Source organism: Streptomyces sp. NPDC036764, from assembly GCF_055609385.1.
In genome coordinates, this window is the sequence record NZ_JBVJPT010000001.1 from 81,516 (window position 1) to 96,077 (window position 14,562).

8 protein-coding genes are annotated in these 14,562 nt (G+C 69.0%); 6 read left to right on the forward strand and 2 right to left on the reverse strand.

Annotated elements, in window-relative coordinates; translation table 11 throughout:
* Positions 1–23: 23 nt before the first annotated feature.
* A complete protein-coding gene (locus ACZ69Q_RS00360) occupies positions 24–1,244 on the reverse strand; it encodes a trypsin-like serine peptidase (RefSeq protein WP_471033840.1) in 1,221 nt (406 codons plus the stop codon).
* A 515-nt stretch (positions 1,245–1,759) separates the two neighbouring features.
* Between ACZ69Q_RS00360 and ACZ69Q_RS00365 the strand changes: the two genes are divergently transcribed.
* The 4 genes from ACZ69Q_RS00365 (at position 1,760) to ACZ69Q_RS00380 (ending at position 9,253) form a co-directional block, all read left to right on the forward strand.
* Complete coding sequence (locus tag ACZ69Q_RS00365) at positions 1,760–3,613, forward strand: diaminobutyrate--2-oxoglutarate transaminase family protein (RefSeq protein ID WP_471033842.1); 1,854 nt, start codon at positions 1,760–1,762, stop codon at positions 3,611–3,613.
* 369 nt (positions 3,614–3,982) lie between these two features.
* Positions 3,983–5,854 carry an IucA/IucC family protein gene (locus tag ACZ69Q_RS00370; protein WP_471039958.1) on the forward strand — a complete coding sequence of 624 codons (1,872 nt, stop codon included), beginning with the start codon at positions 3,983–3,985 and terminating at the stop codon, positions 5,852–5,854.
* A 39-nt stretch (positions 5,855–5,893) separates the two neighbouring features.
* Complete coding sequence (locus ACZ69Q_RS00375; protein ID WP_471033843.1) at positions 5,894–6,847, forward strand: GNAT family N-acetyltransferase; 954 nt, start codon at positions 5,894–5,896, stop codon at positions 6,845–6,847.
* 417 nt (positions 6,848–7,264) lie between these two features.
* Positions 7,265–9,253, forward strand: a complete 1,989-nt coding sequence (locus ACZ69Q_RS00380) for an ATP-dependent DNA helicase (RefSeq protein ID WP_471033844.1) — start codon at positions 7,265–7,267, stop codon at positions 9,251–9,253.
* A 213-nt stretch (positions 9,254–9,466) separates the two neighbouring features.
* Here ACZ69Q_RS00380 and lexA read toward each other — a convergent pair whose 3' ends face one another.
* Positions 9,467–10,246: a transcriptional repressor LexA gene (gene lexA / locus ACZ69Q_RS00385; protein ID WP_123997280.1), complete on the reverse strand. Its 780-nt coding sequence runs from the start codon at positions 10,244–10,246 to the stop codon at positions 9,467–9,469.
* A gap of 564 nt (positions 10,247–10,810) precedes the next feature.
* Here lexA and nrdR point away from each other — a divergent pair.
* Positions 10,811–11,380: a transcriptional regulator NrdR gene (gene nrdR, locus ACZ69Q_RS00390; RefSeq protein WP_471033846.1), complete on the forward strand. Its 570-nt coding sequence runs from the start codon at positions 10,811–10,813 to the stop codon at positions 11,378–11,380.
* A 164-nt stretch (positions 11,381–11,544) separates the two neighbouring features.
* Positions 11,545–14,439 carry a vitamin B12-dependent ribonucleotide reductase gene (locus tag ACZ69Q_RS00395; RefSeq protein WP_471033848.1) on the forward strand — a complete coding sequence of 965 codons (2,895 nt, stop codon included), beginning with the start codon at positions 11,545–11,547 and terminating at the stop codon, positions 14,437–14,439.
* Positions 14,440–14,562 lie beyond the last annotated feature (123 nt).

Here is a 14,562-nt window from a genome sequence, read left to right on the forward strand (position 1 = left end):
TCAACTCCGGGCTTCAGCGCGCATCACTGGCCGGTGAACTTCTCGCTCACCCCGTCGAAGACGGCCTTGGCCTCCTTGCCCAGCCGCGGACCTGCCAGCCAGCCCGCGTCCACCGGCCCGATCGACGTGTTGGACACCAGCGCCGGCTTGCCGTCCGAGCCGGCCGCGATCCAGCCACCACCGGACGAACCGCCGGTCATCGTGCAGCCGATGCGGTACATGGTCGGGTCGGACGCCCTGAGCGACAGCCGCCCCGGCTCGTCCTGGCACTGGTACAGCTTCTGGCCGTCGAACGGCGCGGCGGCCGGGTAGCCCACGGCCTTGATGCTGTCCACCTCGGGGACGGCCGGCGCGTTGAAGTCCACCGGGAGGGCCGAACCGACCGTCTCCTCCAGGGACTTGCCGTCGCCACCCGCCTCCGGCTTCACATGCAGCACGGCGAAGTCGTACGGCGCGCCGTCCCCGCCCGTCGGACCGCCCTGCGCGATCCACTGGTCGGAGGTCTGCGCCCAGTCCGCCCACCAGACGCCGAACGGGGCGGCCTGCTCCCTGGTGGCGTTCTTCATCGCGGCCGTCCCCAAGGCCTTGTCGTTGTACGACGGGACGAACGCGATGTTGCGGTACCAGCCGCCGCCCTTCCCGGCATGCACGCAGTGCCCCGCCGTCCACACCATGTTGGACTTACCGGGGTTGGCCGGGTCGTGTACGACCGTCGCCGAGCAGACCATCGTGCCTTCGGGGGAGTCGAAGAACACCTTGCCCGCCTCGGGGGCGTTGGCGTGGTACGTGGGCGAGACGGCCTGCGCGTCCACGGGCTGTGGCGTCGGGTCGGTCACGCCCTGGTCACCGGAGAGGTCGCTGTCGTCGACGCCTCGGTCCGGGTCCTCCGCGTCGCGCATGCGGTCCGGGTCCCACAGGCCCTCGATGATCGGGTTGACGTAGTCCTTGGCCTCACGCAGCCAGTCGTCCCGGTCCCAGTTCTTCCACGCGCCGTCCTTCCACTTGTCGAGGTCGATCCCGTGTTCCTTGAGCTTGTCCTTGATGTCGTCCGGGATCGTGATCTTGCCCTCGCCGCCGGCCGCGGCGGACGCACTGGCCTCGGCACCCGCCTCGGCGTCGCCCGACTCGCAGGCGGTGACGGTGAGCGTCAGTGCCGCGGCGAGCGCGACCAGGGGCAGCGGGGAGGTACTGCGGCGCGCGCTCCTCCCCCGACGGGCGGTGAACGACGGCCGTATCGATCGCATGATCTGTCTCCCCCTGAGGTGACGGTTCTTGGTGCCGCGGCCGTGCGGCTCTCGCCGATCGCCGACCCGGACGGCATCACACACTATGCGCTCGCTGTGGGTGAGTTCCGACGGAACAGCAACGGTTTCGCTACGGGCCGTCTGAACTGGCAACTTGTCCGACAGGCCGCCGATTTGAAGTCTCCCGGCGTCCGGTTTTGTCGGGCACTGTCCCGGCCGGCCGAGGCGTTTTCCGGCGCGGACGCCGCGGTGAGATTCGTGACAGTGGGGTGGGCCGCGTCGGACGGGTGATCGGTGTCGAGCGTCGACGGTTTCGTCTCGGCAAGGATCTTGAAGCAAACCCGTAACCCGGTGAACGGTCGACGGTTGGTAGCCGTGGGGGCCCGCCGCCCGTGAGCGGCCCCTGTGCCCAGTTCCCCGGAGTTTCGAGTGGACGCTCGCGGGGCTTCGTATGTCGGGTCGGGCGAGGATACGAAAGACCTGCTCGCCCCTGGACAGCGGGAGGACAGGGAGCCATGGCCGTGACCGAATCTGTGCGCGGGGATACGACCGAGTCGGCGGGGGTGGGCGCCGTGCACGAGGGGATCCTGCGACGGCAGTCGGCGCGCGAGTCGGCGGCGCGCACCTACGCCCGAGCCCTGCCCATCGTGCCGGTGCGAGCACGTGGGCTGACGATCGAGGGTGCCGACGGCAGCCGCTACCTGGACTGCCTCTCCGGCGCCGGGACGCTGGCGCTCGGACACAACCACCCCGTCGTCCTGGAGGCGATCCGCAAGGTCCTCGACTCGGGCGCCCCTCTGCACGTCCTCGACCTGGCGACGCCCGTCAAGGACGCCTTCATCACCGAGCTGTTCCACACTCTTCCGCCCGGGCTCGCCGACAACGCGCGCGTGCAGTTCTGCGGACCCGCCGGCACCGACGCCGTGGAAGCAGCCTTCAAGCTCGTCCGGGCCGCGACCGGACGCACCGGCATCCTCGCCTTCAGCGGCGCCTACCACGGCATGACCGCAGGCGCCCTCGAGGCATCCGGAGGCGCATTCGACGTACGCGTCGCGCGCCTGCCCTACCCCCAGGACTACCGCTGCCCGTTCGGCGTCGGCGGCCGACGCGGCGCCGAACTCGCCGCCCGCTGGACCGAATCCGTCCTCGACGACCCCAAATCGGGGGTCCGACAACCCGCCGGGATGATCCTCGAACCCGTCCAGGGAGAGGGGGGAGTCATCCCCGCCCCGGACGGGTGGATGCGGCGTATGCGCCAGATCACGGCCGACCGGTCCATCCCTCTGATCGCCGACGAGGTCCAGACGGGCGTCGGGCGCACCGGCTCCTTCTGGGCCGTGGAGCACAGCGGCGTCACCCCCGACGTGATGGTCCTCTCCAAGGCCATCGGAGGCAGCCTGCCGCTGGCCGTCATCGTCTACCGCGACGACCTCGACGCCTGGCAACCCGGTGCCCACGCCGGCACCTTCCGCGGCAACCAACTCGCCATGGCCGCCGGCATGGCCACCCTCGCCTACGTCCGCGAGAACCGCCTCGCCGAGCGCGCGGCCGACCTGGGCACCCGCATGCTGCACCAACTCGAAGGACTCGCCGCTGAGTTCGAGTGCATCGGGGATGTGCGCGGCAGAGGCTTGATGATCGGGGTCGAGGTGGTGGAACCGGACGCGGAACCCGTCCGCGACGGGGAGCGGCCGCCGGTCCTGGACGGTGAGGTGCTGGCCGCTCCGGACTGGCACGGGGGAGCGGGTGGCCAGGCGGTGCGGGGTGCTTCGACCGGCCTCGGGGGAAGGGAAGGTCAGGCGGTGCCGGGCCCTTCGACCGGCCCCGGGGGGACTGGCGGTTCCGGTGGTGGGGCCGGTGGCCCTGCGGGCCCCGCCCTTGTCCGGAGTGCGGGCGGTTCGAGGACCCGCATTGCCCCCGCCGCCCGGGCGGCACGCACGGAGGCTGAGGCGATGCGAGCCAGCCGGGATCGCACGCCTCGACCCGCCGCCCCCGAACTTGCGGTCGCCATCCAGCGCGAGTGCCTGCGACGTGGCCTCATCGTCGAACTCGGCGGCCGCCACTCCAGCGTCGTACGGCTCCTGCCACCCCTGACCATCAGCGACGAGCAGGCGGCAGCCGTACTCGACCGGCTCGCCGACGCGGTGGACGCGGTATCCCGCAGCCACGCCGGTCACGACCGGCAGCACCGACCGCAACCTGGTCAGCGCCGACGCGGCGACCGCGGCGATCGCGCGGACCGAGCCGGCCAAGCTGTTCGCGCGGACCGAGCTGACCAAGCTGTTCGCGCGGACGGAGCTGACCAAGCTGTTCGCGCGGACCGAGCTGATCACGCAGATCACGCAGATCGCACTGACCAGGCCGGGTAGCGCGGCCGCAGCCGGGGGCGTGCCGGCGCGTTTTCTGGCCTGCGCCCTCGCCTCGTCGCCTTTCGACCGTGCCCACCCCGGCCGGCGGCCCACTCCCAAGCGAAGCATCACGTACCTCCGCAACCTTGCCTCCAACTGACGCACCCCCTCCAAACGCACTCTTCGGAACGCGGCTCCACAGCCATCCCCAACGCAGTACGGCTCCCGCTCCCATTGCCGCGAGCCGGAACCACCTCACGAGGACCAGCCTTGAACAGCACCCCCACGACTGGCGGCCGCCGTCCCACCCCACCCGAGCTAGGGCACCTTCTGCACGAGCCCGCCTCGCCACGCATCGCAGCGTCTGCGCAGGTACCGGTCCGCACGCCGATGCAAGGAGGCGCCCCGGACATCGAGCACGTGTGCGGCGCTACTCCCGATCTGCTGGAGCACCCCGACCCGCACACCGCAGCCCAGGCCGCCGCCGTGGAGAGCCTGCTCCGCTGCTGGGTACGCGAGACCAACCTCCCGGCACCCCACGACGGGATCCTCCGCATCCTGCTGCCCGCCACTGGCACGGCCTTGGTCGCCCCGGTCCACTACTGGTCCCCGACGGGGTGGCATCGCTTCGGCCTTCCGCATCTGGCCGCCGCCACCGATCAGTCCTCGCTCATCGACTCCGTCACCCTTGCCGCACTCCTCACCAGGGAGGCGCTGTACCGGACCTCCGATAGCCCCGAGACCTCCTCAGTACCGACGCCCGCACCTGTGGCGTTCTCCGCGATGACCGCCGCCACCGACCTCGTCGCCTGCGTCGCCGACTCCACCCAACGAACCGCCACCTTCATCGGCGAGCGTCGGGCCAACCCGGTCGACAGCCCTGACCTCTTCCTCGCGGCCGAGCAGGCGCTCCTCCTCGGACACCCGCACCACCCGACGCCGAAGAGCCGCGAGAGCCTCTCCGGGACTGAAGCCCGTCTGTACTCACCCGAGTTGCGTGGCTCCTTCCCCGTGCACTGGTTGGCCGTCTCCCCTTCCGTGCTCGCCACTGATTCGGCGTGGACCGAACGCGGCCGTGCAGTCCCCGCGTCCCAGCTCACCGCTCGACTTGCCGGCCCTGACCTGTCGCTGCCGGACGGCTGCACTGCCCTGCCGCTCCACCCATGGCAACTGCGCGAGGTCCGGAACCGCCCCGAGGCCGCCGCCCTGCTCGATGCCGGACTGCTGGTCGACCTCGGTGACATCGGCGACCCGTGGCATCCCACCTCCTCCGTACGCACCGTCTATCGGCCCGGTGCTCCGGCCATGCTCAAGCTGTCTCTGGGGCTGCGCATCACCAACTCCCGCCGTGAGAACCTCCGCAAGGAACTGCACCGGGGCGTAGAGGTGCATCGACTCCTGCGCAGTGGTCTCTCGACGCAGTGGCAGGCGGAGCACCCGACCTTCGACATCGTTCGCGACCCGGCCTGGATCGCCGTCGACGGGCTGGACGGAGTCCCCGTCCCGGGTCTCGACGTGATGATCCGGCACAATCCCTTCCGGCCGTCCGACGATGTGTCCTGCGTAGCCGGACTCGTCTCACCCCTTCCTCACCCACAAACAGGCGTCACCGCAGCCAGACGCCGGTTGGACGGGGAGCCGCTGCGGTCCCGGCTGGCCGAGCTGATCACGCGTCTCGCCGCCCGAACCGGTCGCCCCCGAGGAGCCGTTGCCGTCGAGTGGTTCCTGCGTTACCTCGAACATGTCGTTCGCCCTGTGCTGTGGCTGGACGCCGAGGCCGGAGTCGCCCTGGAGGCGCACCAGCAGAACACGCTGCTCCTGCTGGACGGCGACGGCTTGCCCTCGGGTGGCCGGTACCGCGACAACCAGGGCTACTACTTCCGCGAGTCCCGGCGCGCGGAGCTGGAGGGCCGGCTGCCCGGCATCGGCGAGCACAGCGACACCTTCGTCTCGGACGAGGTCGCCGACGAGCGCTTCGCGTACTACCTCGCGATCAACAATGTGCTCGGTCTCATCGGCGCCTTCGGCTCCCAGCATCTCGTCGACGAACAACTGCTGCTCGCCGCATTCCGTCGCTTCCTCGGCGAAGCGGCAGCCGGTCCCAATCGGTTGCGCACGTCACTTCCAGCCCGCCTGCTCGACTCACCGGTCCTGCGATGCAAAGCCAACCTCCTGACCCGGATCCACGGCCTCGACGAACTTGTAGGCCCTGTCGACACCCAGTCCGTGTACGTCACGATCGCCAACCCCCTTCATTCCTGAGGAACATGCCCCATCCCGCTTCCTGAGAGGAGCGTCTCCGTGCCTCCCACCGACGCGAGTGCCAACGCAGGTGCTGCCCCGGGCACCGACATCGGCACCACCGCGAGCCCGACCGCTCGTGACAGCCGTATCGGCCCGGCTGCCGATGCGGCCGCAGACAGCGAGGACACGCTGGACCTGCATCTGCCCGACGAATTCGTCGCGCTTTTCGCGGAGGACACCGGTGCCGGCGGGAGGCGGAGCCTTGGTGCGACCGCTATCGCGGCCACGCCAACAGCCACAGCGACTGCCACATGCTCGGCCACTGCCACTTGCGCGGCCACTGTCACAGGCGCAGACACTGGCGCGGGCACTGCCGCAGGCGCGGGCACAGACACGTTTGCGCCTGGGGACGCGCCCGCTTCCACCGTCCAGAACACCGACGATCTCCTCGGAGGCGTCGCCGACTGGGGACCGGTCAGCACCCCGGCAGGGGTACTGCACCTAGTGCCCGTGCGGATCGAGCGAGACCTCCCGATCATCAGCCGCTGGATGAACGACCCTGCCGTCACAGCGTTCTGGGGTCTCGCCGGACCGGAGAACGCCATCGAGGAGCATCTGCGGTCCCAGCTCTTCGGCGACGGACGCAGCGTCCCGTGCGTGGGCCTGCTGGAGGGTACGCCGATGAGCTACTGGGAGGTCTACCGGGCCGACCTCGACCCGCTGGCCCGTCACTACCCGGCCAGGCCCCATGACACTGGAGTCCATCTCCTCATCGGTGCCGTGGGCGATCGAGGGCGAGGGCTCGGAGGAACCCTTCTCCGCGCCGTCGCCGACCAGGTACTCGACAAGCGGCCCGTCTGCGCTCGCGTCGTCGCCGAACCGGACATTCGCAACACCCCTTCCGTCGCCGCCTTCTTGACCGCGGGCTTCCGGTTCTCCGCCGAGATCGACCTGCCCGCAAAGCGGGCCGCCCTCATGATCAGAGACCGAAGCCTGCGCTATCTGATGTGACGCCGCGTCGCAACGTCGTCACTTTTGGTACACCGCTCACGTCGATCCGGTTCCCACTTCCGACGGACTGAATTCAGGCCGAGTCGATCTCCGTCACGACCGGGTCGATCGCTCGCGTCCGCAGGACGGACTGTGTGCCTCCGCCACCATTGCCGTCTCGGCCGGGCGCCCGAACCGCCCGGCCAAATCCGATCGACCTTGATCGCATCTGAAGCCCAACCGACCACGCCGAGCAAACCCCACACTCACCCGAACCCTCCCTGACCTCGACGGAACCGATCCCGCATGCACCCGGACCGATTTCATGGCCACCCGATCCGATCCGATCGTCGCCGGACGAACGCCCGGTCTTGATCCAGTCCCCGCCCCCGCCGCGGGCGCTCGTTTGTCAGTGCGGAGCCGTAGGGTGGTCGCTCTATGGAAAAGCCCTCACTCCCCGAACTCCTGCATGCTGCCGTCACCGCTGTCGGCGGTACGGAGCGCCCCGGCCAGGTGACGATGGCCGAATCCGTCGCCGAGGCGATCGACGGCGGCAGCCACCTGCTCGTCCAGGCCGGCACCGGCACCGGAAAGTCGCTCGGCTACCTCGTGCCCGCGCTCGCGCACGGAGAGCGCGTCGTCGTGGCGACGGCCACCTTGGCGCTTCAGCGCCAGCTCGTGGAGCGGGACCTGCCGCGCACCGTCGATGCGCTGCACCCGCTGCTGCGCCGTCGCCCGGAGTTCGCGATGCTCAAGGGCAGGTCGAACTACCTGTGCCTGCACCGGCTGCACGAGGGCGTCCCGCAGGACGAGGAGGAGGGCCTCTTCGACCAGTTCGAAGCAGCCGCACCCACCAGCAAGCTGGGCCAGGACCTGCTGAGAATGCGTGACTGGGCGGACGAGACGGAGACGGGCGACCGCGACGACCTGACACCCGGTGTGTCCGACCGCGCCTGGGCGCAGGTGTCGGTGTCATCGCGGGAGTGCCTCGGTGCCTCGAAGTGCGCGTACGGCGCGGAGTGCTTCGCCGAGATGGCCCGGGAGCGGGCCAAGCTGTCGGAGGTCGTGGTCACCAACCACGCGCTGCTCGCGATCGACGCCATCGAGGGCGCCCCGGTCCTCCCGCAGCACGAGGTCCTGATCGTCGACGAGGCGCACGAACTGGTGTCCCGTGTCACCGGAGTAGCAACCGGCGAACTCACCCCGGGTCAGGTCAACCGCGCGGTGCGCCGCGCCGCGAAGCTCGTGAACGAAAAGGCCGCCGACCAGCTCCAGACCGCCGCCGAGGGCTTCGAACGGCTGATGGAGCTGGCCCTGCCGGGTCGTCTGGAGGAGATCCCGGAGGACCTCGCCTACGCGCTCATGGCGTTGCGCGATGCCTGCCGCACCGTGATCTCCGCGATCGGCGCGACCCGCGACAAGTCGGTGCAGGACGAGGATGCGGTCCGTAAGCAGGCGCTGGCCTCGGTCGAGTCGGTGCACGACGTGGCGGAGCGGATCACCAACGGCTCCGAGTGGGACGTCGTCTGGTACGAGCGTCACGACCGCTTCGGGGCGTCCCTTCGGGTGGCGCCCATGTCGGTGTCGGGTCTGCTGCGGGAGAAGCTCTTCGCCGACCGCTCCGTCACCCTGACTTCCGCGACCTTGAAGCTGGGCGGTGACTTCAATGGTGTCGGTGCCTCGCTGGGGCTCGCGCCGGAGGGCACCGAGGGCGACGACCTCCCGCAGTGGAAGGGCGTGGATGTCGGCTCGCCGTTCGAGTACCGCAAGCAGGGCATCCTGTACGTCGCCAAGCACCTGTCGCGCCCCGCGCGGGATGGCGACCGCGTGGACATGCTCGATGAGCTGACCGAACTGATCCAGGCGGCCGGCGGCCGCACGCTCGGCCTGTTCTCCTCGATGCGAGCCGCCCAGCTTGCCGCCGAGGAGCTCCGCTCCCGCATCCCCGAGTTTCCGATCCTCCTCCAGGGCGAGGAGACGCTCGGTGAGCTGATCAAAAGCTTTGCCGCCGACCCGAAGACCTGCCTGTTCGGCACGCTCTCGCTCTGGCAGGGCGTCGATGTACCCGGGCCGAGCTGCCAGCTTGTCGTCATGGACAAGATCCCGTTCCCGCGCCCCGACGACCCGCTTATGAGCGCTCGCCAGAAGGCGGTGGAGGACGCCGGCGGCAACGGCTTCATGGCGGTCGCCGCCACCCACGCCGCGCTGCTCATGGCCCAGGGCGCCGGGCGCCTCGTACGGGCTTCAGGAGACCGGGGCGTGGTGGCCGTACTGGACCAGCGGCTGGCCACAGCCCGGTACGGGAGCTATCTGAAGGCGTCACTCCCCGACTTCTGGTACACGACGGATCGTAATCAGGTCCGAAAGTCGCTGGCCGCCATCGACGCGTCGGCGTCGCAGAAAGAGGCCGAAGCGGCGGCGGAGTAGCCAGGACCACCGTGGTTAGCCTGTCGCGGCACCGCGACAGGCTAACCACTGGTCCAAAATCCGCGGACACCGGGTCCAGTCCGCTTCCTGCGGCACGCCCGGCCGGTGCGCTCGAGCGTGTCGCGCTCGGGACAGCACAGGGCCCCGGAACCGGCGCAGGGGTCCCGGGGCCCGGTCAGAGGGCGACGCCTATCGGCTCGCCCGCCGCAGCCGTCACACGCGCCGCAGCACCGCCACCACCTTGCCCAGAATGGTCGCGTCGTCGCCGGGGATCGGCTCGTACGCGGAGTTGTGCGGGAGGAGCCAGACGTGCCCGTCCTCGCGCTTGAAGCGCTTGACGGTGGCTTCGCCGTCGAGCATCGCGGCCACGATGTCGCCGTTCTCGGCGACCGGCTGACGACGGACCGTGACCCAGTCGCCGTCGCAGATCGCGGCCTCGATCATGGAGTCACCGACGACCTTGAGCACGAACAGCTCGCCGTCGCCGACCAACTGCCGGGGGAGAGGGAAGACGTCCTCGACCGACTCCTCGGCGAGGATGGGGCCACCGGCGGCGATGCGGCCGACCAGGGGGACGTACGACGCCGCGGGCTTGCCGGCGGTGTCGGTGGGCTGCACGGAGGCGGCCTGATCGGAGCCGCGCACCTCGTACGCCCGCGGGCGATGCGGGTCGCGGCGGAGGAAGCCCTTTCGCTCCAGTGCCATGAGCTGGTGCGCCACCGAGGATGTGCTGGACAGGCCGACCGCCTGGCCGATCTCCCGCATCGACGGCGGGTAGCCACGGCGCTGCACGGAATCCCTGATGACTTCGATCACGCGGCGCTGGCGATCGGTGAGCCCTGAGCTGTCCGCCCGGATACCGGGAGGTCGACCCGGTAGGGAGCGCTTGTGTCCCTCGGGATTCACGGCTTCGTTCATCGCATGCACCGGCTCGAGTCGGCCCTGGGAGCGGTCCTGGGCAGTGATGGTGGCACTGTCTGCGGTGGTGGTCACGTCGGCCCCTCTCGATGGTCTCCCTGCTGCACAACGGTAGTTGCTTTCGAAAGGTTGCGCCAAACACACGTTCGAGTGAAAAATCGCGAATCGGCTTACGTGATCGCGTGTCGGGGTGTATGGCTGACGAACTGTCCGGCGGGCAAAAGGGCCCATTGTTGTACTCTTCGCCGCCGGGGGTGACGACCTCGTGGGTTGTTGCCCCAGTCTGCCATCCAGGACCAGCTCAGCCGGGAACCGACCCCCATCTGTGCGGGAGTCCCACGTCCCCTCCGTGTGGCGCTCACGCTATCTCCGTATGTGCTGCAGCGATACGGCTGCGCGTCGGAGTGTGCGGCGGGCGGACGTGGCGGTACGCCATCTGCCATGTCTGTGCGACACGCGCGTATGGCCTGGATGTATGAGCCAATCCCCACATCTAGTGGTTGGATTGCAGCAGCAGCCCAGAAGTTGTGGTCCCCCCGGTCTTCGGACCCTCGGAGATCGCCTATGCTTGGGGCTGCTTCGCGGGGCCCATGAGGCCCAGCGAGGCTATCGAGTCTGCTGTGAGGAGGGTTGGGAGTTATGCACTGTCCCTTCTGCAGGCACCCCGACAGTCGTGTCGTCGACAGCCGTACGACCGACGACGGCACGTCGATCCGCAGGCGCCGCCAGTGTCCTGACTGCTCCCGTCGCTTCACGACGGTGGAGACATGCTCGCTGATGGTGATCAAGCGGTCCGGAGTCACCGAGCCGTTCAGCCGTACCAAGGTCATCAACGGCGTGCGCAAGGCATGCCAGGGACGACCTGTAACCGAGGACGCGCTCGCCCAGCTCGGCCAACGGGTCGAGGAGGCGGTGCGGGCCACCGGAAGCGCCGAGCTGACCACCCACGACGTGGGGCTGGCCATACTCGGCCCGTTGCAGGAGCTCGACCTCGTCGCCTTTCTGCGATTCGCCTCCGTCTACCGGGCATTCGACTCGCTCGAGGACTTCGAGGCCGCGATCGCGGAGCTACGAGATGCGACGGGACGCCCCGCCGCGGACGAGGACGACCGCGAAGTCGACGTAGACGCAGTCACAGGGGGCCAGGAAGACGACCGCGGGTCCGGAGGGACTGCACAGGTCCCCGTGCCCGCCAACGCCGCCGACTAGGGCGGGCCGGATCCGGACGTCAGACCCCGGATCCGGTCGAGAGAGCGGCGACAGAAGACCTGCTGCGGGTGGCGATCAGAGGGTGCCCGCAGCGCAAGACAGAACACGTGCCACGGGGAACATCGCGGCACTTCAGGGCGTTTTAGCCCGTACAGGGAGGCGGCATGACAGAGACGGCGAGCGGTCCGGCACGGAGTTCCCGCGCCAAGGGCACCAAGGCGACCAAGGGACTGCGTATCGAGCGCATCCACACCACTCCCGGCGTGCACCCGTACGACGAGGTGGCCTGGGAGCGCCGTGACGTCGTCATGACCAACTGGCGCGACGGCTCGGTCAACTTCGAGCAGCGCGGCGTCGAGTTCCCCGACTTCTGGTCGGTGAACGCGGTCAACATCGTCACCAGCAAGTACTTCCGCGGTGCCGTCGGCACCCCGCAGCGCGAAGTGAGCCTCAAGCAGCTCATCGACCGCATCGTGAAGACGTATCGGAAGGCCGGCGAGGACTACAAGTACTTCGCCTCGCCCGCCGACGCCGAGATCTTCGAGCACGAGCTGGCGTACGCCCTCCTGCACCAGATCTTCAGCTTCAACAGCCCCGTCTGGTTCAACGTGGGCACCCCGCAGCCCCAGCAGGTCTCCGCCTGCTTCATCCTGTCCGTCGACGACTCCATGGAGTCGATCCTCGACTGGTACAAGGAAGAGGGCATGATCTTCAAGGGCGGCTCCGGTGCCGGCCTGAACCTCTCCCGCATCCGCTCCTCCAAGGAGCTGCTGTCCTCCGGTGGCAACGCCTCCGGTCCGGTCTCCTTCATGCGCGGTGCGGACGCCTCCGCAGGAACGATCAAGTCGGGTGGCGCCACGCGTCGCGCCGCCAAGATGGTCATCCTCGACGTCGACCACCCCGACATCGAGGACTTCATCGAGACCAAGGTGAAGGAAGAGGAGAAGATCCGCGCCCTGCGTGACGCGGGCTTCGACATGGACCTGGGCGGCGACGACATCACGTCCGTCCAGTACCAGAACGCCAACAACTCGGTCCGCGTGAACGACACGTTCATGAAGGCCGTCGAGTCCGGTGGCAAGTTCGGCCTCACCTCCCGTATGACCGGCGAGGTCATCGAAGAGGTCGACGCCAAGGCCCTGTTCCGCAAGATGGCCGAGGCCGCCTGGGCCTGCGCCGACCCCGGCATCCAGTACGACGACACCATCAACCACTGGCACACGTGCCCGGAGTCCGGCCGCATCAACGGCTCGAACCCGTGCAGCGAGTACATGCACCTGGACAACACGTCCTGCAACCTCGCCTCGCTGAACCTGATGAAGTTCCTGAAGGACGACGGCAAGGGCAACCAGTCCTTCGAGGTCGAGCGCTTCGCGAAGGTCGTCGAGCTGGTCATCACCGCGATGGACATCTCCATCTGCTTCGCGGACTTCCCGACGCAGAAGATCGGTGAGAACACACGCGCGTTCCGCCAGCTCGGCATCGGCTACGCCAACCTCGGCGCCCTGCTGATGGCGACCGGCCACGCGTACGACTCGGACGGCGGCCGTGCCCTCGCCGGTGCCATCACCTCCCTGATGACCGGCACGTCGTACCGCCGTTCCGCCGAACTCGCCGCGGTCGTCGGCCCGTACGACGGCTACGCCCGCAACGCGACGCCGCACCTGCGCGTCATGAAGCAGCACGCCGACGCCAACGGCAAGGCCGTCCGCATGGACGACCTCGACACGCCGATCTGGGCCGCCGCCACGGAGGCCTGGCAGGACGTGCAGCGCCTTGGCGAGAAGAACGGTTTCCGTAACTCCCAGGCGTCCGTCATCGCCCCGACCGGCACCATCGGTCTGGCGATGTCCTGCGACACCACCGGTCTTGAGCCCGACCTCGCGCTGGTCAAGTTCAAGAAGCTGGTCGGCGGCGGTTCGATGCAGATCGTCAACGGCACCGTCCCGCAGGCCCTGCGCCGCCTGGGCTACCAGGAGGAGCAGATCGAGGCGATCGTCGCCCACATCGCCGACCACGGCAATGTCGTCGACGCCCCCGGCCTCAAGCACGAGCACTACGAGGTGTTCGACTGCGCCATGGGCGAGCGCTCCATCTCCGCGATGGGCCACGTCCGGATGATGGCCGCGATCCAGCCGTGGATCTCCGGCGCCCTGTCCAAGACGGTCAACATGCCGGAGTCGGCGACCGTCGAGGAGGTCGAGGAGATCTACTTCGAGGCCTGGAAGATGGGCGTCAAGGCGCTCGCGATCTACCGCGACAACTGCAAGGTGGGCCAGCCCCTCTCCGCCAAGACCAAGGAGAAGGAGAAGACCGAGATCACGGAGAAGGCCGAGGCCACCATCCGTGAGACGGTCGAGAAGGTCGTCGAGTACCGCCCGGTCCGCAAGCGCCTCCCGAAGGGCCGTCCCGGCATCACGACGTCCTTCACCGTCGGCGGCGCCGAGGGCTACATGACCGCCAACTCCTACCCGGACGACGGTCTCGGTGAGGTCTTCCTGAAGATGTCCAAGCAGGGTTCGACTCTCGCGGGCATGATGGACGCCTTCTCGATCGCCGTCTCCGTCGGCCTCCAGTACGGCGTGCCGCTGGAGACGTACGTCTCGAAGTTCACGAACATGCGCTTCGAGCCGGCCGGCATGACGGACGACCCGGACGTGCGGATGGCGCAGTCGATCGTCGACTACATCTTCCGTCGCCTGGCGCTGGACTTCCTGCCCTTCGAGACGCGCTCCGCGCTCGGCATCCACTCCGCCGAGGAGCGTCAGCGTCACCTGGAGACCGGTTCGTACGAGGCCGGCGATGACGAGGTCGACGTCGAGGGCCTGGCCCAGTCGGCGCCGCGCGCACAGGAGCTGAAGGCCGTCGCCACGCCGAAGGCCGAGGTCGAGGCGGCCAAGCCCGCTCCGCAGCAGGCTCACACCAGCGCCGAGCTGGTGGAGATGCAGTTGGGCATCCAGGCCGACGCCCCGCTCTGCTTCTCCTGCGGCACGAAGATGCAGCGGGCCGGCTCCTGCTACATCTGCGAGGGCTGCGGCTCGACCAGCGGTTGTAGCTGACACCGCGCGGGGCTCGGCCCCGACCGTCGGATCAGCCCTGAAGGGCTCTGACGGCAGGTAGCGCAAAAGAGGGGCGCCGACGACATGTCGGCGCCCCTCTTCGTCGTACGTCCCACGCGTGGG

Excerpts from the sequence above, each read along its gene's own strand:
- ACZ69Q_RS00380 (WP_471033844.1), top strand. The coding sequence starts at position 7,265 with ATGGAAAAGCCCTCACTCCCCGAACTCCTGCATGCTGCCGTCACCGCT.
- ACZ69Q_RS00395 (WP_471033848.1), top strand. The coding sequence starts at position 11,545 with ATGACAGAGACGGCGAGCGGTCCGGCACGGAGTTCCCGCGCCAAGGGC.
- nrdR (WP_471033846.1), top strand. The coding sequence starts at position 10,811 with ATGCACTGTCCCTTCTGCAGGCACCCCGACAGTCGTGTCGTCGACAGC.
- ACZ69Q_RS00365 (WP_471033842.1), top strand. The coding sequence starts at position 1,760 with ATGGCCGTGACCGAATCTGTGCGCGGGGATACGACCGAGTCGGCGGGG.
- ACZ69Q_RS00360 (WP_471033840.1), bottom strand. The coding sequence starts at position 1,244 with ATGCGATCGATACGGCCGTCGTTCACCGCCCGTCGGGGGAGGAGCGCG.
- ACZ69Q_RS00370 (WP_471039958.1), top strand. The coding sequence starts at position 3,983 with ATGCAAGGAGGCGCCCCGGACATCGAGCACGTGTGCGGCGCTACTCCC.